The organism is Halopenitus salinus, assembly GCF_055397165.1.
On sequence record NZ_AP043852.1, the window covers coordinates 313650 to 333673 of the forward strand.

The 20024-nt window shown below is 60.3% G+C and carries 28 protein-coding genes and 1 riboswitch; of the genes, 10 read left to right on the plus strand and 18 right to left on the minus strand.

Annotated features, from left to right (window positions below; genetic code table 11):
- Position 1: 1 nt before the first annotated feature.
- From ACZ5YD_RS01540 to ACZ5YD_RS01550, 3 genes are all read right to left on the minus strand, one after another.
- On the minus strand, positions 2-1234 hold the full coding sequence (locus ACZ5YD_RS01540; protein ID WP_379739762.1) for a DUF3105 domain-containing protein: 1233 nt from the start codon (positions 1232-1234) through the stop codon (positions 2-4).
- Between the two features lie 222 nt (positions 1235-1456).
- On the minus strand, positions 1457-1693 hold the full coding sequence (locus ACZ5YD_RS01545) for a hypothetical protein (RefSeq protein ID WP_379739759.1): 237 nt from the start codon (positions 1691-1693) through the stop codon (positions 1457-1459).
- Complete coding sequence (locus ACZ5YD_RS01550) at positions 1683-2048, minus strand: ArsR/SmtB family transcription factor (RefSeq protein WP_379739756.1); 366 nt, start codon at positions 2046-2048, stop codon at positions 1683-1685. The genes ACZ5YD_RS01545 and ACZ5YD_RS01550 overlap by 11 nt, the downstream gene beginning before the upstream one ends.
- A gap of 119 nt (positions 2049-2167) precedes the next feature.
- Here ACZ5YD_RS01550 and merA point away from each other — a divergent pair, with 119 nt between their 5' ends.
- From merA to merB, 5 genes are all read left to right on the plus strand, one after another.
- Positions 2168-3625, plus strand: coding sequence for a mercury(II) reductase (gene merA, locus ACZ5YD_RS01555; RefSeq protein ID WP_379739753.1), 1458 nt, complete (start codon positions 2168-2170; stop codon positions 3623-3625).
- Between the two features lie 93 nt (positions 3626-3718).
- Entirely contained in the window at positions 3719-3898 is a 180-nt protein-coding gene (locus tag ACZ5YD_RS01560) for a hypothetical protein (protein ID WP_379801256.1), read from the plus strand.
- Positions 3898-4080, plus strand: a complete 183-nt coding sequence (locus tag ACZ5YD_RS01565) for an SHOCT domain-containing protein (protein WP_379739750.1) — start codon at positions 3898-3900, stop codon at positions 4078-4080. Before ACZ5YD_RS01560 ends, ACZ5YD_RS01565 begins: the two co-directional genes overlap by 1 nt.
- 14 nt (positions 4081-4094) lie before the next feature.
- On the plus strand, positions 4095-5477 hold the full coding sequence (gene lpdA, locus ACZ5YD_RS01570) for a dihydrolipoyl dehydrogenase (RefSeq protein ID WP_379739747.1): 1383 nt from the start codon (positions 4095-4097) through the stop codon (positions 5475-5477).
- Between the two features lie 131 nt (positions 5478-5608).
- The gene (gene merB / locus ACZ5YD_RS01575) at positions 5609-6217 is read left to right on the plus strand and encodes an organomercurial lyase (RefSeq protein WP_379739744.1); all 609 of its coding nucleotides are present in this window, start codon (positions 5609-5611) and stop codon (positions 6215-6217) included.
- On the opposite strand, the gene ACZ5YD_RS01580 is transcribed toward merB, so the two are convergent.
- The gene (locus tag ACZ5YD_RS01580) at positions 6214-6837 is read right to left on the minus strand and encodes a helix-turn-helix domain-containing protein (protein WP_379739741.1); all 624 of its coding nucleotides are present in this window, start codon (positions 6835-6837) and stop codon (positions 6214-6216) included. The genes merB and ACZ5YD_RS01580 overlap by 4 nt on opposite strands.
- 87 nt (positions 6838-6924) lie before the next feature.
- Positions 6925-7479 (minus strand): ArsR/SmtB family transcription factor, encoded by a 555-nt coding sequence (locus ACZ5YD_RS01585; RefSeq protein WP_379739738.1) that lies wholly within the window; start codon positions 7477-7479, stop codon positions 6925-6927.
- A gap of 131 nt (positions 7480-7610) precedes the next feature.
- Between ACZ5YD_RS01585 and ACZ5YD_RS01590 the strand changes: the two genes are divergently transcribed.
- Positions 7611-9887, plus strand: a complete 2277-nt coding sequence (locus ACZ5YD_RS01590; RefSeq protein ID WP_379739735.1) for a heavy metal translocating P-type ATPase — start codon at positions 7611-7613, stop codon at positions 9885-9887.
- Here ACZ5YD_RS01590 and ACZ5YD_RS01595 read toward each other — a convergent pair.
- Complete coding sequence (locus tag ACZ5YD_RS01595) at positions 9884-10090, minus strand: heavy-metal-associated domain-containing protein (protein ID WP_379739732.1); 207 nt, start codon at positions 10088-10090, stop codon at positions 9884-9886. The two genes, ACZ5YD_RS01590 and ACZ5YD_RS01595, sit on opposite strands and share 4 nt — an antisense overlap.
- Positions 10091-10222: 132 nt before the next feature.
- Between ACZ5YD_RS01595 and ACZ5YD_RS01600 the strand changes: the two genes are divergently transcribed.
- A complete protein-coding gene (locus ACZ5YD_RS01600; RefSeq protein WP_379739953.1) occupies positions 10223-10438 on the plus strand; it encodes a DUF8129 domain-containing protein in 216 nt (71 codons plus the stop codon).
- A 13-nt stretch (positions 10439-10451) separates the two neighbouring features.
- Here the strand turns inward: ACZ5YD_RS01600 and ACZ5YD_RS01605 are convergent, their stop codons facing one another.
- From ACZ5YD_RS01605 to ACZ5YD_RS01615, 3 genes are read right to left on the minus strand one after another with little or no spacing between them, the layout of a single operon-like run.
- Positions 10452-10898, minus strand: a complete 447-nt coding sequence (locus ACZ5YD_RS01605; protein ID WP_379739729.1) for a low molecular weight phosphatase family protein — start codon at positions 10896-10898, stop codon at positions 10452-10454.
- A gap of 8 nt (positions 10899-10906) precedes the next feature.
- Entirely contained in the window at positions 10907-12070 is a 1164-nt protein-coding gene (gene arsB / locus ACZ5YD_RS01610) for an ACR3 family arsenite efflux transporter (protein WP_379739726.1), read from the minus strand.
- Complete coding sequence (locus tag ACZ5YD_RS01615) at positions 12063-12461, minus strand: ArsR/SmtB family transcription factor (protein ID WP_379739724.1); 399 nt, start codon at positions 12459-12461, stop codon at positions 12063-12065. The genes arsB and ACZ5YD_RS01615 overlap by 8 nt, the downstream gene beginning before the upstream one ends.
- Positions 12462-12821: 360 nt before the next feature.
- Between ACZ5YD_RS01615 and ACZ5YD_RS01620 the strand changes: the two genes are divergently transcribed.
- Positions 12822-14039 (plus strand): homing endonuclease associated repeat-containing protein, encoded by a 1218-nt coding sequence (locus tag ACZ5YD_RS01620; RefSeq protein ID WP_379739721.1) that lies wholly within the window; start codon positions 12822-12824, stop codon positions 14037-14039.
- Between the two features lie 136 nt (positions 14040-14175).
- On the opposite strand, the gene crcB is transcribed toward ACZ5YD_RS01620, so the two are convergent.
- Both crcB and ACZ5YD_RS01630 read right to left on the minus strand, forming a co-directional pair.
- Entirely contained in the window at positions 14176-14517 is a 342-nt protein-coding gene (crcB, locus tag ACZ5YD_RS01625) for a fluoride efflux transporter CrcB (RefSeq protein ID WP_379739718.1), read from the minus strand.
- Positions 14517-14930, minus strand: a complete 414-nt coding sequence (locus ACZ5YD_RS01630; protein ID WP_379739715.1) for a fluoride efflux transporter FluC — start codon at positions 14928-14930, stop codon at positions 14517-14519. The genes crcB and ACZ5YD_RS01630 overlap by 1 nt, the downstream gene beginning before the upstream one ends.
- Before the next feature lie 8 nt (positions 14931-14938).
- Positions 14939-15003, minus strand: a riboswitch (Fluoride riboswitch).
- Between the two features lie 181 nt (positions 15004-15184).
- Here ACZ5YD_RS01630 and ACZ5YD_RS01635 point away from each other — a divergent pair.
- A complete protein-coding gene (locus tag ACZ5YD_RS01635; protein WP_379739712.1) occupies positions 15185-15532 on the plus strand; it encodes a DUF8013 domain-containing protein in 348 nt (115 codons plus the stop codon).
- 37 nt (positions 15533-15569) lie between these two features.
- Here ACZ5YD_RS01635 and ACZ5YD_RS01640 read toward each other — a convergent pair whose 3' ends face one another.
- The 7 genes from ACZ5YD_RS01640 to ACZ5YD_RS01670 form a co-directional block, all read right to left on the minus strand.
- On the minus strand, positions 15570-16577 hold the full coding sequence (locus ACZ5YD_RS01640) for an arsenic resistance protein (RefSeq protein ID WP_379739950.1): 1008 nt from the start codon (positions 16575-16577) through the stop codon (positions 15570-15572).
- Positions 16578-16644: 67 nt separating this feature from the next.
- The gene (locus ACZ5YD_RS01645; protein WP_379739709.1) at positions 16645-17244 is read right to left on the minus strand and encodes a hypothetical protein; all 600 of its coding nucleotides are present in this window, start codon (positions 17242-17244) and stop codon (positions 16645-16647) included.
- A gap of 6 nt (positions 17245-17250) precedes the next feature.
- Positions 17251-18174, minus strand: coding sequence for a thioredoxin domain-containing protein (locus tag ACZ5YD_RS01650; RefSeq protein WP_379739706.1), 924 nt, complete (start codon positions 18172-18174; stop codon positions 17251-17253).
- Entirely contained in the window at positions 18171-18545 is a 375-nt protein-coding gene (locus ACZ5YD_RS01655) for a DoxX family protein (protein WP_379739703.1), read from the minus strand. Before ACZ5YD_RS01655 ends, ACZ5YD_RS01650 begins: the two co-directional genes overlap by 4 nt.
- 3 nt (positions 18546-18548) lie before the next feature.
- Positions 18549-18758, minus strand: a complete 210-nt coding sequence (locus tag ACZ5YD_RS01660) for a hypothetical protein (RefSeq protein WP_379739700.1) — start codon at positions 18756-18758, stop codon at positions 18549-18551.
- The gene (locus ACZ5YD_RS01665) at positions 18755-19009 is read right to left on the minus strand and encodes a glutathione S-transferase N-terminal domain-containing protein (RefSeq protein ID WP_379739697.1); all 255 of its coding nucleotides are present in this window, start codon (positions 19007-19009) and stop codon (positions 18755-18757) included. Before ACZ5YD_RS01665 ends, ACZ5YD_RS01660 begins: the two co-directional genes overlap by 4 nt.
- A gap of 27 nt (positions 19010-19036) precedes the next feature.
- A complete protein-coding gene (locus ACZ5YD_RS01670) occupies positions 19037-19285 on the minus strand; it encodes a SelT/SelW/SelH family protein (RefSeq protein WP_379739694.1) in 249 nt (82 codons plus the stop codon).
- 142 nt (positions 19286-19427) lie between these two features.
- Between ACZ5YD_RS01670 and ACZ5YD_RS01675 the strand changes: the two genes are divergently transcribed.
- Positions 19428-19817: a winged helix-turn-helix transcriptional regulator gene (locus ACZ5YD_RS01675; protein ID WP_379739691.1), complete on the plus strand. Its 390-nt coding sequence runs from the start codon at positions 19428-19430 to the stop codon at positions 19815-19817.
- Positions 19818-20024: the final 207 nt, after the last annotated feature.

The following is a 20024-nucleotide window of genomic DNA, read 5'->3' on the forward strand; positions in this document are numbered from 1 at the left end:
CTTACTGGCCTGCAATCGGTTCTGGGGAGTGATTCCGGTTCTGTTCGATGAACTCGACGATTCGGGCACGGTCAAGTGACTCGAGTTCCAGCAGCTGCCCCCACGACGCGACAGCGATCGGGGCATCGTTCGCGGGTCGCTTCGTGACGATCACGCTCTTGGGGTACTGTTCTGCGAGATCCTGGAGCTGGGAACGCGTCTCGTCACTCACGTTCGTGTACGTGATCCAGATACCGCCGTGCTCGAGGTTGTGGACGACCCGCTCGTCCGGGAGTCCCTCGGTGTAGAACCCCCAGTCGGCCTGCTGGGAGTAGTGCCAGCCGGACGTCGGGGGATTGGAGTTGTACGGCGGATGGTCGGCTCCCTGCTGGATGTGCTCGGCGGGCTGGATTTCGTACTCTTCACCCGGGCGATCACTTCGTGTGTCGCCACCCTGTGCGAACTGGGTGATTCGGTCGATTGTCGCCGCCGGAGCTGTATCGCGTGCCTGGATCGTGCCGTCCTGGTCGATGAGGTAGTAGATGTCGGGCCGGTTTTGGGGATTGTACGTCTCGGTCGTCTGCTGGGAGGCGGTGCCCCACGTCCACCTGTCGGCGTCCAACAGCGAGGGCGCGAAGGATTGGACGAACTCGCGGACGGATGGCCCCTCGTACCCGGCGTTCCCGGCGGTTTTCACCCCGATGATCTCCATGTCGCCAAGCTGGTCATTCGTGTTCTGGAGCGCGCGAGCCCCCTGCTTACAACTCGGGCACCAGGTCGCGAACAGCCACAGCATCCGTTTCTTTCCCTGATAGTCGGCTAGCCGACCCGTCTCCCCGGAGAGGGTCGTAAACGTCGCCTGCGGCGCCGCCGCACCAGTCTGGACCTGCGCCGGGCCAGATGAGGAACCAAGAAGCGTGTTCCCGGCAAGTGCGCCGATCCCAGCGAGCGTGACCGCACCACCGCCGAGGAGTTGCCGCCGGCTGAGGCTGACGTTCCGAACCGCCCCGACCGGGCCCTGGTGGGCCAGCCGATTCCCGAACGTCAACGTCTCAACCTCGGATTCGGCTCGCTTTCGATCAACCCGCGAGAGTTCCCCCTCATGCCGGGCCAGCCAGTGAACGTACAGCTCGTCCTCGGTCGTCAGCTCCTCACCACAGTACCGGCAGGCATCATGCGCGTCCCAGGCGTGGTCGCTCAACGCGCCACCTGCACTGAAATCGTCGCCACAGACCGGACACGTCCCGTCCGTCATTGTCCATTCCTCCGTCGGAGAACCAGCCCGACGACGAGGAGCGGCAACGCAGTGGCGAGTGCGGTCACGAGGATGCCACCGAGTCCACCCGCGACACCGCTGACAGCAGTCGCGCCGGCGGCTGTTCCGCCGGCGACTGCGGCCCCGCCGGCGAGAGTCGCAGTGCCGATACAACAGAGACTGAGTGCCCCCGCAAGGCCGAGGAGCCCCCAGGACGATCCATCAGCCGAGGAGCCCATCGTTCACCCCCTCAACGTGTTGATAGCCGGCGGCAACGAACAGCGCGACCAACCCGCCCAGGCCGACAACCGCCAGATACGTCACGCCGGTCGAGAGCCCGATGGTGGCCGCGAGGCCACCGACTACCACCGCCCCACCGAGCAGTTCGAGTCCGAGGCAGCACGCGACGACGCCACCGACTCCCGCATACGGGAGCCACGATTCAGCGTCACCGCTCATCGGTCTCGGCCTCGGTGACGACCTCGCACCCGAGGACGCTCTCAATGTTCTGGCGAATACAGTCGTCGGCCAGCGAGAGCATCTCGACGGCTTCCGGCCGGCTCACCTCGTAGTACTTCTTGCGGCCGTCGCGTTCCGCGTCGACCAGCTGGCAGTTCTTCAGACACTGGAGGTGATGCGACACCAGATTCGTCCCGAGGTCGGTGCGGTCGCACAGTTCGCTGACGTTGAGCGGTTCGTCCGCCTCGATTAGTGTCTGGAAGATCCGGAGCCGAGTCGGATCACCGAGCGCACTGAAGATGTTCGCCCGGGCCTCGTGTACGTCGTCGTTCGATTGGAGAAGATTGATGCTCATTACAATAGCCAAATTTCCATTTGTGTATAGTCCTTTCGGGGACCAGTGGACGAGAAAGCGGCTGCCGTAGACGTTAAGAGCATAACGTTAAAGCCACAAACGATACAACGATTATTAGAATGTCTAAATCGACTCAGTATGATCTCGTAATCCTCGGGGGTGGGGCAGCAGCGTTCGCTGCCATTACCGAAGCGAGTGACCGAGGACTCTCGACGGCGCTGGTAAATACAGGATTACCGCTTGGCGGCACCTGCGTAAACGTCGGCTGTGTCCCCAGCAAGCATCTGCTCGCGGTGGGCGAGCAGGCAGCCACGCCGCGGGAGAATCCGTTCGAGGCGGTCCAGTACAGCGACGGCGAACCGACCGTCGACTGGGCGGCCGCACTCGACGGCACCGACGACCTCGTCGAACGGTTCCGGCAGGAGAACTACGTCGACGTCGCCGAGCACTTCGAGACCGACATCTACGAGGGGTACGGCCGGCTGGTCGACGACACGACCATCCAGGTCGTCGACGGCGCCCACGAGGGCGCACGCATCACTGGGGAGAAGGTACTCGTCGCGACCGGCAGTTCGCCGTGGGCGCCACCCATCGACGGTCTGCAGGAGGCCGACTACTACACGAGCGAGACCATCCTCAAGGAGCGCGACCTCCCGGAGAGCATCGCGATCATCGGCGGTGGCTACATCGCGCTCGAATGGGGCCAGATTCTCCACCGTGTCGGCGTCGATGTGACCATCCTCCAGCGCTCCGACCGCGTCCTCTCGGGGATGGAAGGCCAGCTCGGGCGTGAGATGCAGCGTGCGTTCGAGGAGGATGGCATCGAGGTAATCACCGGCAACGACTTCCAGCGCGTCCGCCCGCCAGCAGCCGACGGTGGGGCCGAAACGGTCCAGTCGGGTGTCGCCGTCGAAACAGTCGTCGACGGCACCGAGCGGACAGTCACCGGCGACGCGCTGTTCGTCGCGACCGGCGTCCAGCCGAATAGCGATGGCATCGGTCTCGAATCGGTCGGGGTTGAGATGAACCCCGACAGCACGATCCACGTCGACGAGCACTTCCAGACGACGAATCCAGACGTCTACGCGGCCGGCGACGTAATCGGCGAGCCCGAACTGGAAACGGTCGCCGCCAAGGAGGGCAACCATGCTGTCAAGAACGCCTTCGGCGACGAGGGCGTCAGCATCGACTACGATGCGGTCCCAGCAGTCGTCTTCACCAGTCCCGAGGTCGCAGCCGTCGGGACGACCGAACTCGAGTATATGGATGAGCACGGCACCTGTTCCTGTCGGACCGTCCAGATGGAGGACGTGCCGCGGGCGAAGGCCGTCAAAAACACGGACGGCCTCGTCCAGGTCGTCAAGCACCACGAGACCGACGAGATCGTTGGTGTCCACATGGTCGGGCCCCGTGCCGCCGACATGATTATGGAAGCGACGCTGGCCGTGAAGTTCGGCCTCACCGTCGACGACATCATCGACACCGTCCACCCGTTCCCCACCTTCAGCGAGGCGTTCAAACACGCCTGTCAGGCGTTCCGACGGGACACGTCGACGATGAGCTGCTGTGTCGAGTAATATTCATAAAAACAAATTCACGCCAAAACAGAGGAGGTGTCGGGGTACCGGAAGCCGCACAACAGCTATCCGAATACGCTACGACCACTAATCATGGACTCTAAACGAACATCTGAACGCCGCAGTCCGCTCCGTGTCGTACTCATCGTCATCGCTGCGATTCTGGTCATTCCGTTCGTGCTGATGGCAGTCATGATGCCGATGATGTGGATGGGTGGGGGAATGTGGCCCGGCGGCCCAGTGTCGATGTCACCGCTCTGGGAGCTGGAATGATGCTGGCCGTTCTGCTGGTCGTCCTTGGGGTTGGATACGCCCTCTATCGCGTAGTCACCCGAGGTGGTCTCAGTAGCAGAGACCCGGCACTCAGGGAACTCCGAGTCGCGTATGCCCAGGGAGAGCTCTCAGAAGACGAGTTCAAGCAACGGAAGGACGTTCTCGAAGAAGCGAACCAATAGCATTCCCCACAACTATGACAGACTCCGACTACGACCTGCTCGTGCTCGGGGGCGGGATGGCCGGCCTCCCCGTCGCGATGAAGTGCGCGTACTCCGGCATGGAGACGGTCCTCGTCGAGGACGATCTCCTCGGCGGAACGTGTCTCAATCGCGGGTGTATCCCGACAAAGACGATGCTCCGGAGCGCAGAGGTCGCACACCTCGCTCGCCGGAGCGAGGAGTTCGGCATCGAAATTGACGCCGACATCACCGCCAATCTGGAGGCGATTGTCCAGCGCAAAGACGACGTCGTCGAGAGCATTCGCGAGGGCGCCTACGAGAACGTCGCGGACCACGACGGCGTCGACCTCATCGAAGAGCGCGGCACCTTCGAGTCGCCCGAGGAACTCCGGGTCGGCGATCGGCGTATCTCAGCAGAGCGGATCGTCATCAACACTGGTGCCCGTCCCGCACGACCACCGATCGATGGACTCGACGATGTCGAGGTCCTCGACAGCACCGACATGCTGTTTCTCGATACGGTACCGGATTCGCTGGCGGTGATCGGCGGCGGCTACGTCGGGACCGAGTACGCCCAGATGTACAGCCGGTTCGGCACCGACGTGACCGTTTTCCAGCGCGGTGACAGACTGCTCCCCCGAGAGGAGCCGGCAGTCAGCACAGTGATTGAGGACGTCTTCACCGACGAAGGGATCGACGTTCGCACTGAGGCCGCCGTAACGAAGCTTGCATCCGACGGCGAAGGAATCGTCCTCGAGGCCGACGGGCCGGATGGAATCGTCGCGACGACGGCTTCGGAGGTCCTGCTCGCGGCGGGACGGCACCCAAAGACCGACGACATCGGACTCGAACAGGCAGGCGTCGAGACCGACGAGCAGGGATTTGTCGAGACTGATGACAGTTTCCGGACGACCGCAGACGACGTCTACGCTATCGGCGACGTGAGTGGGCCGCCGATGTTCACCCACTCCGCGCGCGACGACGCCGACCTCCTGTATCGACAGCTCGCGAAAGACGAAGAAATCAGCACCGAGGGCCGAGTCGTCCCGTGGGCGGTGTTCACCGACCCGCAGGTCGGGCACGTCGGACTGACCGAACAGGAAGCACGAGACGAAGGGTACGAGGTGGGTATCGGTCGTCAGGACCTCGCCGACCAGGGCAAGCCGAAGGCGCTCGGTGAACCCGAGGGGTTCGTCAAACTCGTCACCGACGCCGAGACCGACGAGCTCCTCGGAGCGCACGTCGTCGGCGAACAGGGCGCCGAAATAGTCCACGAACTCGTCCTTGCCATCGAACTCGGCGCGACCGCCGACCAAATCGCCAGAACGATGCACATCCACCCCACGCTCCCCGAAAGCATCAACTCCGCCGCCGGTGGCGTTCACAAACCCTCGTAACGCGTCTCGAAGCGGGTCACTCCGTCACACGAAGGTCAGGGGTTGAGGTTTCTGGAGATTAGCCTCCTATGAACTCCCCCAGCTAGCTGGGAGCAAGTACCACCGGTTGCTGGGCCGTCTCTTACTTTGCAATGGGAACTGAATCCCAACCCGACGACCGTATCGACCTGCCGCCCGACTTCGCGAACCACCTCGCGGCAGTGAGCAATCTCGAGACCCCACCGGAAACGATGGGCGACTACTGGGCCACGTTCGCCGAGCAGCTTGCGGCGAGCGACCGAACCATCGAGCCGGAGGACCTCTACACGGACGACCCGACCCGACACGAAGTCCGCGTGAACGGCCAGATCCAGTACTCGCCATGCATCCTAGACGCACTCGGTGCCGCGGTGATGGAGACTCAGGATCCAGTCACCGTCCGCTCGGTGGATCCCGTAACCAGAACGCCAATCACCTTCACTGTCCAGAACGGGGGCGTGGACGTCACCCCTGAAGATACCGTGATCACATTCGGGATCGCCGTGTCCATTCCGGAGCTCGAGGACAGCGATGAAACCATCTTCAGCTGGATGCTCCAAACCGAGACACCCACACTCACGAACACGTTCTGCCAGTACATCAACGCGTTTGAATCCGCAGACACGTACGAGCAGTGGGCTGCAGAAACCGACGGGAAAACCATGCCGTTTCAGCCAGCAGCAGTGCGGTCGCTGATACGAAAGTACGTGGATCTCGACTAACCCAGGAGGAATTCAAGGAGGTTGTGTTCCGCTCGCTGGAGGTGTTCGGCCACGGTCGAATCGTCCACGCCGAGTTCGGCTGCAATCTCCTCCGTTGACGATGTACGCGGTACGTCGTAATACCCGAGCTCGTACGCGACATCAAGCACTTCCTGCTGGCGATTGGTTAGTGCATCCAACGGCGACTCTCGGATACGATAGTCACGCAGTTGTTCCAAGGTAACGTTTTGTCCAGCAGCCTGCAGGTCAGCGATCATTGCTTTGAGTTCCGCCTGGGAGCCAGTCACCTCGAATGCGAATCCCCGGCTCTGTACTTCGGCCCATTCAGCCCGCGTCATACTGTCAGCATCGACGCCGGCTCGGTCCAACTCGTCGGCCACGTTCATCTCGACAAGATAGGCATGCTCCGATCCCTGATCCGCTACATATTCCCACCACTGAACCGTCTCGAGATCGTCCAGCCGTTGTTCATCCAGTCGCTCCTCGACGTGGAGGCGGGAAACGCCGCGTGGTCCCTCACACGAGAGGATTTCAATATCGAGTAATCCGGAGTCCTGAAACACCTCGAACCCGTACTCAGTCAGTGTTTCGTGGTCAATACTGAGTACCGCTTGGCGCATTATCCGAGTATTGCTGGTATAGCAGAATGAACCCTCCGCCCAGTGTACTGGGGGAAATTATAAATAAACGATATTCGACGAAATCGCTCACTCGGCGGTCGCTAAGAGATCGTCGAGGTCCCCGGTTTCGCCGAGGTCGATGAGCGCGCGATTGAGCAGTTCCCGAACGACAAACTCCTCGTAGTGCTGAGTTTCGCAGTATTCACACGGCTTCATCTCTCTCGCTACAGCCGCGATCTCGTCGCCGTGTTGCTCGACGAGGGTCTCGATCAGCGCAGCGAGCTCTTCACGAGTCGTGTCCTGTGCCGAAGCGAGTTGGTCAGTACTACGTTCGGGAAGGTCGTACGAGAAGACCCGCGTGTTCGACTTGTAGTACTTCCGTGTGCCACCACCAGCTTCCTCAAGCCGTGCGATCTCGACCATCCCGGCGTCCTTTAGGACGTTCACGTGGTGGCGCACCGTCGTTTCGGCCTTCTCCTCGCCACGACGATGCAACTCGTCGTGAATCTCTTCGATCGTCATAGCCTCGGCCGCGAGCATATCGAGGATCTTCGCCCGCACGTCGTTCTCCAGCGCCTTCGCTTTCTCTGGGTCCGTCGTCACGACTTCGCGGATCGGCACGTCTGATTCGAGGAGCGCCATTCGTGTGAGAAGGTAGGCAGACAACGATGGTAAGAGTAACGCCACGCTCCCGAAAGCAGTATTAACTCTTCGAAACCGCTATGAAATCTGTCGTAATGGTTATCCGCGTCGCGCGACAACCACCACCCACGATGGGAACGACACACGAACAATTCAACGTCGGGGGGATGTCCTGCTCGTTCTGTGCCGACAGTATCGAGAAGGCCTACAGCCGAACCGACGGCGTCGAGGACGTCGACGTCAGCCTCGCCCACGAGGAAGTTCTCGTCGAATACGACGATGAGCACCTGAGCGAGGTCGAGGTGAAGGACACACTCCGGGATCTCGGGTACACCATCCGCGACCCGGACAAAACGAGGCGGTACGAGCAACAGCAGGCCGAACTCGCCGACGGCAGGCGCCGCCTCCTCATCGCCGGTGGCGCATCCATCGTTGTCGCTGCCCTGATGGGATGGATGATTTTCGTGATGGGGCGCTTCGAGTCTGCATCGCTCGCGATGGACCTCGTGACTCTCGGGCTGGCACTCGGGACGATGTTCGGCCCTGGACGATACATCAAAGCGAAAGCCTACCAGAGCCTGCGCCGGGGGATCTTCAACCAGCACGTCCTCCTGGAGGCAGGTGCGTTTGCGGGCCTCCTCGGTGGACTGCTCGGCCTGTTCGTGTTCCCCAGCTTCCCGACCGTCCACTTCTTCGCCGTCTCCGTGTTCATCACTACCTACCACATCCTCTCGGAGTACACCAGCCTCATCGTCCGCACTCGGGCCTCCCAAGCCGTCCAAGGCCTCCTCGACCTCCAACCCGATACGGCCCGTCGCGTCGGTGATGACGGCGACATCGAGGAAGTTTCTGTCGACGCCCTCGACATCGGTGATCGCGTCCGCGTCAAGCTCGGCGAGAACCTCCCCGTCGACGGCGAGGTTGTCGAGGGCAAGTCCACGGTCGACGAGTCGGTCGCCACCGGCGAGTCAATCCCCGAGGAGAAGGCCGAGGGCGACGAAGTAATCGGCGGCAGCGTCAACGAGACCGGAACCCTGCTCATCGAGGTCACTGCAACGGGCGAGGACGCGTTCCTGAACCAGGTGGCCCGCGAGATCGAGGAGGCGCGGGCGATGAAACCCGGCATCATCCAGCTCGCCGACCGCATCCTCAAGTACTTCGTCCCGGGCGTCTTGACGATTGCCGCGCTCTCCTTTCTCTTCTGGGTGGTCGCACCGCTCGCGTGGAGGGCAGCCCCCAACGTCCAGCGCGGGGCGTTCGCAGCGCTGGCGGTCCTCGTGCTCGGCTATCCGTGTGCGCTCGGGATGGCGACACCGCTCGCCCTGATTCGGGGCGGCGGGAAGGCCGCTGACCGCGGCATCCTGATGCGCTCTGGCGACGCCTTCCAGATCTTCCCCGATATCGACCACATCGTGCTGGACAAGACCGGCACGATTACCGTCGGCGAACCTGCCGTCAGTGAGGTCGTCGCGTTCGGTGCCGACGAGGTGGATGTACTCACGACTGCGGCCAGTGCAGAGGCGTTCTCCGAGCATCCTCTCGCTGATGCGATCCTCAAGTTCGCCGACGAGCGAGATGTTGAGTACGCTGACCCCGATGATTTCGACTCCGTGACCGGCAAGGGCGTCCGGGCGACCATGGCCAGCGACGACGTGCTGGTCGGAAAACCGAGATGGCTTAGCGACGAGGGGATCGACCTGTCGAAGGGGAGCGACGACATCGAACGGCTCCAGGGCCGCGGCCTCACCGTCTCTGGAGTCGTCCGTGGCGGTGACCTAATCGGCCTGGTCGGCATCGGCGATGAAATCAAAGTCGATGCAGCCGAGACTGTCCAGCGGATGCGTGACGCCGGTATCACGCCCGTGATGATCACCGGGGATAACGAACGCACTGCGAACGCGGTCGCCGAGGAGGTCGGTATCGATCGCGTCATGGCCGACGTGCTGCCCGACGAGAAACGCGAGGAGATCGGTCGCCTGCAGGACGAAGGTCACCGCGTGGCGATGGTCGGGGACGGCATCAACGACGCTCCCGCACTCACGCAGGCGGATATCGGGATTGCCATCGGCGCAGGAACCGATATTGCCATTGAGTCGGCGGATATCGTCCTGATGGGCGATCGGCTCGGCGGCGTGATGGACGCCTACGAGATCGGGAACGAGAGCTATCGGAAGACTCGCCAGAATCTCGTGACAGCCTTCGCGTTCAACGGCGTCGGCGTCGCTGCCGCGACCACGGGACTCGTTCATCCGGTGTTCGCGATGCTTGCGATGGTGTTGTCCGTCTCGGCCGTTCTCGCCAACAGCTTCGCTGGCCAACTCCTCTCCGGTGAGGGTGTCAACACCGAGTTCGCCCTCGACGAACGCACGGACGGAGACGTGAGAGACGGCCGAGCGACGGCTGATTAGGCCTCTACGTCGTAGCCAGCCTGTTCGATTGCCGCGTTCACGTCGTCGTTGGAGACCCCATCCTCGAGGACCACATCGACCGTGTCAGCTTCGTGGTCGGCTTCGACCCGACTCACACCATCGAGGGTTCGCAGGGCGGTTTCCACGTTCTGTTCGCACCCGTTGCACGACATCCCGGTGACGGAAATCGTCTTTCGCTCCATACGGACCTGTAAACACTCGCGGGGGATGACCATTACGGTAGCCGTTGTATCGGTTTTATCTCTATTAGAGGTGGGGCGTTATCGTACGGAGAGTTGTTTGTGTCGGCCCTCAAGGGGTGGAGGCTGTTCGAGATGGGAGCCACTGACGACGAAGAAAGTGACGAATTCCCTCCAGAGAAGCGTCTGGAAGCACCGAACACGCGCCTGATCAAGGCCGGGATCGCGACGATCCCCGATATGGAGACGCTCCAGGAGTGTGTTGCCTACGAGAACGCCCACCAGAATCGGACGCAGATTCTGCGCCGACTCCAGTGGAAAGCAGAAGCGTTGCGAGAAGACGAAAAGTAATACTTCGGAAGGATTACTCAGCTATGCTAAATTCATCGAACAGCGAGATGACCCGCTGTTCGATTTCGTCACGGATTTCGCGTACCTGATCAAGATCCTGTCCGTCAGGATCCTCCAGCGCCCAATCTTGAACATCGACATCCTCGCCAACGTCACCGACGTCGAGTGTCGAGCAACCCATCGTGGCGACGTAGTCGCAGGAACGCAGTTCGTCCAGCGTGATCTCTCGTGGCGTCCGGTCGGAGAGGTCGAACCCGGCTTCGTCCATCACGTCAACGACTTCGTTGTGTACGTGGTCGGCCGGGTGAGTGCCTCCAGTGAGGATTTCGACACGGTCCTTGAGGTCACGGCATTCTCGTTCACGTTCTGCGAAGGCCGTGGACATCTGTGAGCGTCCAGCGTTCTGGACGCACATGAAGGCGATACGAATCGGATCGTCTGCTTCAGTGTTGGATGACATTTTTGTGGTTAATCGTCAGTTGTCGGCTCAGGTGCGGACGAATCGAGATTTCCAGTATCGAAGCCACCCCAGTCGAACTTCCGCTGGAAGTACAGCGCGACGTTGACCAGTGCTAGGAGGACGGGGACTTCGATAAGCGGGCCGACGACGGTAGCGAACGCGACACCGGAGCCGACCCCGAACACCGCCACGGCGACGGCGATGGCGAGTTCGAAGTTGTTCGACGCCGCCGTGAATCCGATGGCCGTCGTCGTCGAGTAGTCCGCACCGATGCCCCGCCCCATCCCGAAGCTCACGAGGAACATCACGACGAAGTAGATCGTCAGCGGCACCGCAATCAGGAGAACGTCACCAGGCGAGGCGACGATGTTGCCGCCCTGCGTGGCGAACATCACGATGACGGTGAACAGGAGCGCAACGAGCGTCAACGGGTCGATCTTCGGGATGAACTCATCATCGTACCACGCTTCACTCTTGGCGCGAGTGCCGACGTACCGGGTGAGGAATCCTCCGGCGAACGGAATCCCGAGGAAGATGACGATCGCCTCGAACACCTGTATCGGCGTGATATCGAACGTCGTGATGCCGGCGACGAGTGACTCCATACCGAGCAGTGGCGGAAGGAACAGAGCGAAGAACCAGACGTACACCCCGTAGGTGACGATCTGGAAGAGGCTGTTGAACGCAACCAGGCCCGTCACGTACTCGGTCGATCCCTCCGCGAGTTCGTTCCAGACGAGTACCATTGCAATACACCGAGCCATCCCGATGAACACGAGCCCGAGGAAGTATTCGGGTCGCGCCGGGAGGCCGGGGACGAACCCGCTGAAGAAGACGACCGCGAGCCCGAACATCAGCGTCGGGCCGATCAGCCAGTTCTGGATCAGACTGAGTCCCAGCACCCGCCAGTTGCTGAAGACGGTCCGAAGTTGCGAGTAATCGGCCTTCGCCAGTGGCGGATACATCATCATAATGAGGCCGATCTCGACGAGGTGGAAGTTCTGGATCGGTTGGGTCACCGACGGGGCGACGAATCCGAGTCCCACGCCGATCGCCATCGCGCCGAAAATCCAGACGGTGAGGTACTTATCGAGAAAGTCCATCGAGCGCGGGTCGCCACAGCTCTCACAGTCACAGTTGGGGCCGTGGTCGTGGGCGTCGACGTTACTCATCGCTCACACTCCCCTCGAGGACGGTAACGAGCGCAACAGCCCGGTTGGTCGCACGGTACTTCTTCCACCGGCCGTCCTTCCGGCCGTCGACTAGTCCGGCATCGACGAGTTTCGAGAGCGCGTGGCTGAGCCCGCTCTCGGTCACGTCAACAACCGCATTCAGTTCACAGACGCAGAGTTCCTCTTGTGCGGCAACGAGCACACGGACGAGCGTATACCGTGTCTCGTTGGAGAGTGCCGAGAGCACATCGAGTTCAGCCTCTACCTGCGCAGTTCCGAGTGCTGCTTCGAGGGTGCTGAGCTCGTCGAGTCGGCGCTCGACGTCCTCGCTGCGACACTCCTCAAGTTCGTCGTCGAGATAGCGTCGAAGTCGTCCCGTCCCTTGTGCCATCGTAATCGAATTGAATAGACTCTCAAGTAAGACTTCCGATTAATGTCTCTTATGCGGCTCATCTCTAGCCCTATTCCATTTCTGTGGATAGAATACTTGATTCATTTCTAAAGACACTCATAGCCAGTCAATCGGGTGAACGATTAACCAACATCTGGTGGGTATAGCCATTTGTTGGTTAATAGCGCTTACAGCCTGTTGTTGGTGCCCCTGAGAGGGCGCGGGGCTGCAACCTGTGGCCCTGCGACCCCAATCATAGACACAGGCCATTATCGATAGGATGACGCATCACAGAGACCAGTACGGACATTCAAATAGCGAGCCGGGACCAAACTGAGTGACTCAACCGCATCAGAAATTATGGGCAAGAAGCTGTACTCGGAGGAGGAACTCCTCAATCGACTCCAGAAGTTCGCTGAGGAACTGGGTCGTCCCCCTTCGCAGAGTGAGATGGACGATTCAGGACCTCATGCTTCGAAGACGTACGGGGATCGCTTCGGGTCGTGGAATAACGCACTCGAGGCTGCCGGACTTCAAACAGGAACGAACGACCCAGACGGACGATCACCGACGCCCGATGAGGACCTCATTGCAGATCTCAAATCGGTTGCCGACATCGTAGGGGGAACTCCGTCAGAGCGAGAATACAGTAATCACGGGGAGTATTCGGTAAAGACATACTGCAAGCGATTTGGAGGATGGAATTCAGCACTACAGGCGGCCGGTTTTGAACCGAACGTCGAAATGAACCTCTCCGAAGAGACACTCCTTACTGCCTTAGAGGGGTTCGCTGAGAAACTGGGTCGACCCCCCACGACAGATGAGATGGACCGGAGTGGCCCCTACACCTCGAATTCGTACAAGCGAGCGTTTGGAACCTGGAATCGTGCTCTTCGACAGGCTGGGTTGGAAGTCCACTCCGTGTGGAATGTGAGCGAAGAGGATCTGATATCCGAACTCAACAGTCTCGCCGAAGAGCTAGGCCATGTCCCTCGGAAGGATGAGATGCGGAGCCAAGGGAAACGGAGTGCAGCAGTCTATCAGGAGCGATTCGGTTCGTGGAATGAAGCTCTCCGAGCTGCCGGCTTCGAGCCGAATCAGCGGTGGCGAATTCCACGGGAGGAGTTATTAGCCGAACTACGGGCTGTCGCAGATGATCTGGGTCACCCACCGACAACGACGGAAATGAACGAACACGGGAAGTTCTCCATCGTTCCGTATCAGCGTGAGTTCGGAACGTGGCGAACGGCCCTTCAAGCGGCCGACCCGGACTATCTAGAAAACTACCGTCAGTCTGATACTGAGACAGTTCCGTTTGGCTCGAACTGGCCACAGATTCGTGAGGAAATCATCGCCCGTGATAACGAGTCCTGGCTGCGCTGCGGTATGGGCCGCGAAGCTCACCGCGAGAAATTCGGACGTGATCTTCCGGTTCACCATCGGATTCCTCGACGGCGGTTCTACGACGACCCAGACCAGTCGGTCGACGATGCAGATGTCCTGAGTAACCTGCTGACTCTCTGTATCCCGTGCCATCGCCGCCTCGAGCGGTTGCCAGTCCAACCAGTGGTTGACTAACAAGCGAAGTTCTACGCTCAGTTCGAATCAAATAGCCGTCCAGCAGAGCGTCTAACTCCCGCCGGCGTGACGTAAATCGAGTTGTATTCATTTCCAGATCTCCCCGAACCGACCGATGAACAGGATTTCTCAGTGCTTAGGCTATGAGAACCCACGCAGCTCCGAACGCAAGCAGAGAGACGGTCAGATTGCCCAGCGCATTCAAGAATGCAGCTCTCTGTTCGCCCTGTTCCCAGAGGCTAACGGTCTGAAAGCTAAACGACGAGAATGTCGTGAACGCCCCACAAAATCCGACACTCACCAAGAGGAGGATGTCGGAATCACTCACCCCGAAGATGACTAACCCGAGGATGAAGCTCCCGAGCGCGTTTACCACGAGAGTGGCCCACGGGAACGACGAATTGTCGATTAGCTGCCCGACCACATAACGCAGGACTGCACCGACTGCTCCGCCAATACTGATAAGAAGTACCTCCATCAGTCATCACCCGGTGTCGGTGGCTGTATTGCGGTTGTAGACGTCGCAGACACGATTTTTCGACTGGCGAGGACTCCGCCAAACCCGGATGCGTAACTGGCGATAATATAGGGGACTGCAAGTTCCGGTGCGGTCAACGCAATATCGGCTACGAACGTGCTGTAGGTGGTAAATGAAGCGAAGAAGCCCGTTCCGAAGACATACCGCACCCGTTTGGTCAGGACCTCATCTGCTCGAGCATCGAAGAGGAGTACCCCGAGTCCGAAGCTCCCGACGGTGTTGACGAGGAGAGTGGTCAAGAGTGCGTCACCCGCTGCTGCCCCAACAGCGTATCGAAGATTCGCACCGACGATTCCACCAAGTGCAATCAGTACGATCGCTTCCCCGTGCCGAATGAGTTGTCTCCGTAGCATCTGATGAGCCGGAAATAGGAGTCATCAGCCGTGTCGGCGGTTGGGGAAGGCGGACTCCATCGCCCGTGTTTCACTTCTGTCTCCGGTGAACGGGCAAATAAACTCACCGTTCTCCAAAATCTTGGGTAACCGATGAAAATCGGGATGGTAGGTAAATCGCGTTGGAAGAATCAGTAGAGTGCGTCTCATTCGACTGTTTTTCGTGCCCCCAGAGAGGGCGAGGGCTCCTTCGAAAGTCCTCAGAGGTGATGCCTGTGAGTCAACAACAGCGTCCTGACAACGTCTCGATCGACGAGATCCCGGTCGATATCGACAACACGCAATCAGCGGAGGTCGATCCCGCCGACGTCCCCGACGAAATCGAATCCATCACCCGTGGGCTCGCCGGTGAGCAGCCGCCGACGAATCCGCTGGTCGTGCTGAAAGCGGCCCGGTGGTGGTACATTCACGGCAAGGGCGGCACGGATCCCGCCTTCCAGTGGGCCATCGAGTGGGCACGTCATCTTGCGACCGACACGCCCAGTGACGTCGAGCGGTTCGACGAGTTCCTCGAGTACCTCGTCACGGTCGGCTTCGCGGACGAACGCCACGAGCTCCGGTGACCCAGCCCTACGATCTGGATGCCGTATCGAGTGAGACTCAATCACTCTGGCCGACATCGAGGTCGAGAATCTGGTCGGGCGAATCTGGGACTAACCAGGCCGGGACGATTCGTGTGAGGACAACCATCCCCGTTAGTTCAACGAGTGTCTGAGTGACCACGACCGCTGGTGCGAGCGCGTACCCCGACGGGAGCGCGAGTGCCAGCGGGAGGATAACTAGCGAGTTCCGCGTCACGGAGGTAAACACGAGCGCTCGACTCTCGCCAGCCTCCATCCCCAGTAGTCCGGCCACCAGCCGACCGACCAGTGGCATAATGACGAGGAACGCCACGTAGACGGGAACGACCGATGCGATCTGTCCGATCGAATCCTGCACGCGCGGCAATTGGGAGGCGATGACGACGAACAGCGTCACCCCCATCATCGGCACCGGCAACCAGCCCATCGTGTCCTGCAACTGTGCGCCGCGCTCGGAGCGCTCTGCCCAGTACTCAGTCGCCCACGCGAGCGTCAGCGGAAGCGCGATAATGACGATGAACGCCTCGATGAACGGCCCCGCCTCGATGAACTCGGCCACCTGCTGGCCCATAAACAGCCAGAGGTACAGCGGGAGCAACAACAGCTGGATGAGCATCAGTGCCGGCGTTGCAGCCGTGATCTGCTCGGCGTCACCGCCCGCAAGTTCGGTGAACGTAATGACATAGTCGATACACGGCGTCAACAACACCATAAATGCCCCCACGAGGATGACTGGCTCCTGTGGAAGAAACCGCGTGAGCCCGAACACCACGATCGGGACGACCACGAAGTTCATCCCGAGCGCCGCCGCCATGAACCGACCGTTCCGGAACGCCCGCCGAATACGGACGAACGGGATCTCGAGGAACGTCACGTACAGCAGCACCGCGAGCACAGGGTTGATGAGCGGTTCCAGCACTGAGCTCGCGCTCGGGAGGCCGAGGCCGACCACAATCGCGAGGAGAGCGGCGACGGCGTAGATCGCGACCTGATTGTGCTGAATCCACTGTTTCGAGAATCGTGTCATACTGTAAGTGTGAGCAGGCGACTGTGTTCGTCGATTGTGGTCGAATACATTAGTGATGTATGTCCGTCTATTCGGGGAGAGGACAGCCGGCGATTTCACCGCCACGCATTCCATCGGCTAACCAGTAGAGCGAGAGAAGCAATACGAACACCGCAAGAACGCTGAATTCGAGTCCATCGAGCGGAAGCGCGAGGAGGAGTCCGGAGGCTCCGATGACTGAGAGGAGTCCAGCAAGGACGGCCGACCCGCACGCCGCACACCCAGCCCCGAGCGTTCCGAGAACGATCCCTCCGAGGCTGCCGGAACCTTGTCCGACCGATAACCTGTGTTCGCGAACGTGGTAGGTCGCGACGGCCATGTTGATGCCGATGAGGATCGCTGTCAAGGCGAGGATGGTTCCTTGGAGTGTGGTATATGCAGTGCCAACGAACGGATACAGCTCAGCGAGAACCGTCGCCCGACTCACCCACGGCAAACTACTACCAAGGACGATCTGCCGGAGGATGGCTAGATTTCGCGAGAACACGAATACGGAGAGCCCGAGCGCAGCGTAACCGACGGCGAGGACAGCGTACTGCGGTAGAGAGAGGACGAGTCGGACCGTGCGGCCGACCAGTCGCCACTCGTCAACGCTGGTCGGTAACCGAGGACGGAGGTCAACAGTCATCCGAAATCACACCCCCAGTGAGTTCGCGAACACATCGTACGATTGCGGACCGACGATCTCGGTCGCAAACGAATCCCCGCTGAAGAGGAAAAACGTCGGCGTTCCCCGCACGCCCGCATCTTGCGACGCTTGCAGATCCACATCCACTGCATCTCGTGACGTTTCACTCTGGACATCGCTGATGACAGCGTCCGCGTCGACGTCGGTCTGGTCGGCCAGGTACTGTCTGGTCACGTCCTGAACGTTTTCCGTCCCGACGTTCGCCTGCTCTCTGTAGTAGAACGCTTTGAGTCTCCAGAACGCCTCGGCACTGCGGCTATATGTCGCCTCCAAGGCCAGGGTAGCAGGGTCACCCCACGGGTAGACGACGGGAATCCCGCGGAACACGAACGAGACTCGTCCGGGGTCGATGAGTTCGGATTTTATCTGAGGGAACGTGGAGCGCTCGAACCGGGCACAGGCCGGGCACGACGGATCTTCGAACGCAACGATTGTTCCCTCAGCCTCCGACGGCGAGGGGCCAAGCGTTGGCTGCGTCCCGAGATCCGTCGCCGCAGCGTGCTCCGTCAGGGCTTTCCCGCCACCGGAGCCACCGAAGATCGTTGCCCCGGCAACGCTACCAAGACCGAGCAGTCCTCCGAACAACAGCTTCCGTCTGCTGAGACCGGTATTCGCGACCGCGCCAACGGGGCCCTGATGGTATAGTCGTTCACGAAACGTCAGCTCGCCGATTTCGGACGTTGCCCGTGCTCGAGCTCTGTTCGACAGGCTGTCCTCGTGGACTGTGAGCCAGTGCATGTACAACGCGTTCTGGTCGTCGAACTCCGTGCCGCAGTAGTGACAGGCGTCGTGGACATCCCAGCAGTGGTCGTCGAGGCTGGATTCGGACGTGAAGCTGGCACCGCAGATCGGACAGGTGTGACCCGTCATACGAGTTCAGTCACCTCCTGGGTGTCGAGGCCGACAAGTACGACCGCAGCTGCGAGGGCACCGAGATTTTGCCAGGTGGGCCCGGCAGTAATCGCGGCAACGGTCATAATCGGGATAGTGAGGAGCGCTGCGAGCCAGGAGAACCGATCGAGAAGTAACAGCCCGGCGGCGACGAGCTCGAAACTACCGACAACTGGGACCAGAACAGCCGGTGCCGGCAGCCCCAGCGATTCGAAGAACCGAACCGACGTCCCGTAGGTGATGAACTTACTCGCTCCCGGCACGAGCAACAATGCTGCGATGCCGATCCGGAGAACCGGGCGGAGATTACGTCGGAGATCGATATCGCCGTCCTCTGACTCGCGAGCCATCGATCAGTTCCGAGGGTGCCCCTTCTCGTCGAGCGCCTCGCGGATCTCCGAGAGCGTCCCGTTCTGCGTGTGTTTGTCGATCCACTCCTGATGCGTGTCATCCCGGTGGGCTTTCTCCTTTATGTGCTCCGCCACCTTGGCAGTCGCAAACTGCGCTTTCGCGTTGTCCGAGGAATTACAGACCGGGCAGTTCTCTCCGACGGCGTCGGTCATGCGTAGTGTTCCTCCAGATAAGCGACGATGTCGTCGAATTCATACATTGTCACGCCGCGCTGGTGATCGACGAGGAAGGGAATCTGATCTTCCCCGCCGAGTGTTCGGAGGTGGTTATGGGTTTGTTCGTTGCGAGTCTCGCCGGCGGCAGAGCGGGGGTTGTGGGCGACGTATGAGACGCCGAGGTCGGTCAGCGTCTCGCGGACTTTCGCCGAATATCGACACCCCTCTGCCTGATAGAGTTCAAGCATGGACAGCGTGAGTCAACAGCTGGGCACTCAGGCGTGCGCGTGAGCGCGGTCGTGGACAGCCGCAGTGATTGCTTCGAGGTCGATCTCGCCGTCGTGGTCATCCTTGTCCCAGACGAGGTCGTCGTCTGCGTGTACCTTGAACACGCCGCCGTGACCAGGCTGGAGCCGGACGCCGTCGAGATCTTGCCCGAACTTTTCGAGCAACATTTCCTGGGTCTCCACGGCGTATTCGAGGAGGCCACACGGCACACAGTATTCGATGTTGATTTCCGTCATTCCAAGTTACCCGAAGAACGCTCGATAGATAAGTATCACGTATCTGTTAGGTTATGAGGTTTCGTCCGCGAAACCGTGGTTTCGTTTGTATATGTCGTATCGTTGGGGAACTTCTATCCGGGCGGACGTACAACAAAGCTGTATGAGCGACTCGGCCGACGTTCCGGAGGACGAATGCCTGGCGGTATGGTGTGCGGGCGACGACTGGTGTGCAGTCACGTGCACAATGGATGTGATCGACAAGAAGTGGCACCCAGTCATTATCCACCGCCTGCTGCAACACGACGCGCTCCGGTTCAACGCACTCAGTAATGAAGTCGGAGAGATTACGAACAAGATGCTTTCGCAGAGCCTCGACGACCTCGAAGAGAAGGAACTGGTCGACCGGGAAATCGTGAGTGAGAAGCCCGTCGCCGTCGAATACTCGCTAACTGATCGAGGAGAGTCACTGCAACCAGTCATCGACTCGCTTGAGGAATGGGGGAAAACGTACCTTCAACCTGCCAAGAGCAAAGACGATTCCGCCTGCTAGGACGCCCTCAGTCGTCGAGACGATAGTGAGTTCACGCAGATTGACTACTTGACGCCGCCTCTTCCTCCAGCCGTTCGACTAACCCCTCCCGAAACATCTGTCGCGTCCCCTCAGGACCGGTGACGGTCAGAACCGTTTCTTCGTATGGGGGCGACACGGTGATTTTGTAATCAGCGAACGAACAGCATTGCAGCTCAGCCGAAATGA

Bases quoted from the DNA above. Each gene is read 5' to 3' on its own strand.
- ACZ5YD_RS01540 (WP_379739762.1), bottom strand. From the start codon at position 1,234: ATGACGGACGGGACGTGTCCGGTCTGTGGCGACGATTTCAGTGCAGGT.
- ACZ5YD_RS01545 (WP_379739759.1), bottom strand. From the start codon at position 1,693: ATGAGCGGTGACGCTGAATCGTGGCTCCCGTATGCGGGAGTCGGTGGC.
- ACZ5YD_RS01550 (WP_379739756.1), bottom strand. From the start codon at position 2,048: ATGAGCATCAATCTTCTCCAATCGAACGACGACGTACACGAGGCCCGG.
- merA (WP_379739753.1), top strand. From the start codon at position 2,168: ATGTCTAAATCGACTCAGTATGATCTCGTAATCCTCGGGGGTGGGGCA.
- ACZ5YD_RS01560 (WP_379801256.1), top strand. From the start codon at position 3,719: ATGGACTCTAAACGAACATCTGAACGCCGCAGTCCGCTCCGTGTCGTA.
- ACZ5YD_RS01565 (WP_379739750.1), top strand. From the start codon at position 3,898: ATGCTGGCCGTTCTGCTGGTCGTCCTTGGGGTTGGATACGCCCTCTAT.
- lpdA (WP_379739747.1), top strand. From the start codon at position 4,095: ATGACAGACTCCGACTACGACCTGCTCGTGCTCGGGGGCGGGATGGCC.
- merB (WP_379739744.1), top strand. From the start codon at position 5,609: ATGGGAACTGAATCCCAACCCGACGACCGTATCGACCTGCCGCCCGAC.
- ACZ5YD_RS01580 (WP_379739741.1), bottom strand. From the start codon at position 6,837: ATGCGCCAAGCGGTACTCAGTATTGACCACGAAACACTGACTGAGTAC.
- ACZ5YD_RS01585 (WP_379739738.1), bottom strand. From the start codon at position 7,479: ATGGCGCTCCTCGAATCAGACGTGCCGATCCGCGAAGTCGTGACGACG.
- ACZ5YD_RS01590 (WP_379739735.1), top strand. From the start codon at position 7,611: ATGGGAACGACACACGAACAATTCAACGTCGGGGGGATGTCCTGCTCG.
- ACZ5YD_RS01595 (WP_379739732.1), bottom strand. From the start codon at position 10,090: ATGGAGCGAAAGACGATTTCCGTCACCGGGATGTCGTGCAACGGGTGC.
- ACZ5YD_RS01600 (WP_379739953.1), top strand. From the start codon at position 10,223: ATGGGAGCCACTGACGACGAAGAAAGTGACGAATTCCCTCCAGAGAAG.
- ACZ5YD_RS01605 (WP_379739729.1), bottom strand. From the start codon at position 10,898: ATGTCATCCAACACTGAAGCAGACGATCCGATTCGTATCGCCTTCATG.
- arsB (WP_379739726.1), bottom strand. From the start codon at position 12,070: ATGAGTAACGTCGACGCCCACGACCACGGCCCCAACTGTGACTGTGAG.
- ACZ5YD_RS01615 (WP_379739724.1), bottom strand. From the start codon at position 12,461: ATGGCACAAGGGACGGGACGACTTCGACGCTATCTCGACGACGAACTT.
- ACZ5YD_RS01620 (WP_379739721.1), top strand. From the start codon at position 12,822: ATGGGCAAGAAGCTGTACTCGGAGGAGGAACTCCTCAATCGACTCCAG.
- crcB (WP_379739718.1), bottom strand. From the start codon at position 14,517: ATGGAGGTACTTCTTATCAGTATTGGCGGAGCAGTCGGTGCAGTCCTG.
- ACZ5YD_RS01630 (WP_379739715.1), bottom strand. From the start codon at position 14,930: ATGCTACGGAGACAACTCATTCGGCACGGGGAAGCGATCGTACTGATT.
- ACZ5YD_RS01640 (WP_379739950.1), bottom strand. From the start codon at position 16,577: ATGACACGATTCTCGAAACAGTGGATTCAGCACAATCAGGTCGCGATC.
- ACZ5YD_RS01645 (WP_379739709.1), bottom strand. From the start codon at position 17,244: ATGACTGTTGACCTCCGTCCTCGGTTACCGACCAGCGTTGACGAGTGG.
- ACZ5YD_RS01650 (WP_379739706.1), bottom strand. From the start codon at position 18,174: ATGACGGGTCACACCTGTCCGATCTGCGGTGCCAGCTTCACGTCCGAA.
- ACZ5YD_RS01655 (WP_379739703.1), bottom strand. From the start codon at position 18,545: ATGGCTCGCGAGTCAGAGGACGGCGATATCGATCTCCGACGTAATCTC.
- ACZ5YD_RS01660 (WP_379739700.1), bottom strand. From the start codon at position 18,758: ATGACCGACGCCGTCGGAGAGAACTGCCCGGTCTGTAATTCCTCGGAC.
- ACZ5YD_RS01665 (WP_379739697.1), bottom strand. From the start codon at position 19,009: ATGCTTGAACTCTATCAGGCAGAGGGGTGTCGATATTCGGCGAAAGTC.
- ACZ5YD_RS01670 (WP_379739694.1), bottom strand. From the start codon at position 19,285: ATGACGGAAATCAACATCGAATACTGTGTGCCGTGTGGCCTCCTCGAA.
- ACZ5YD_RS01675 (WP_379739691.1), top strand. From the start codon at position 19,428: ATGAGCGACTCGGCCGACGTTCCGGAGGACGAATGCCTGGCGGTATGG.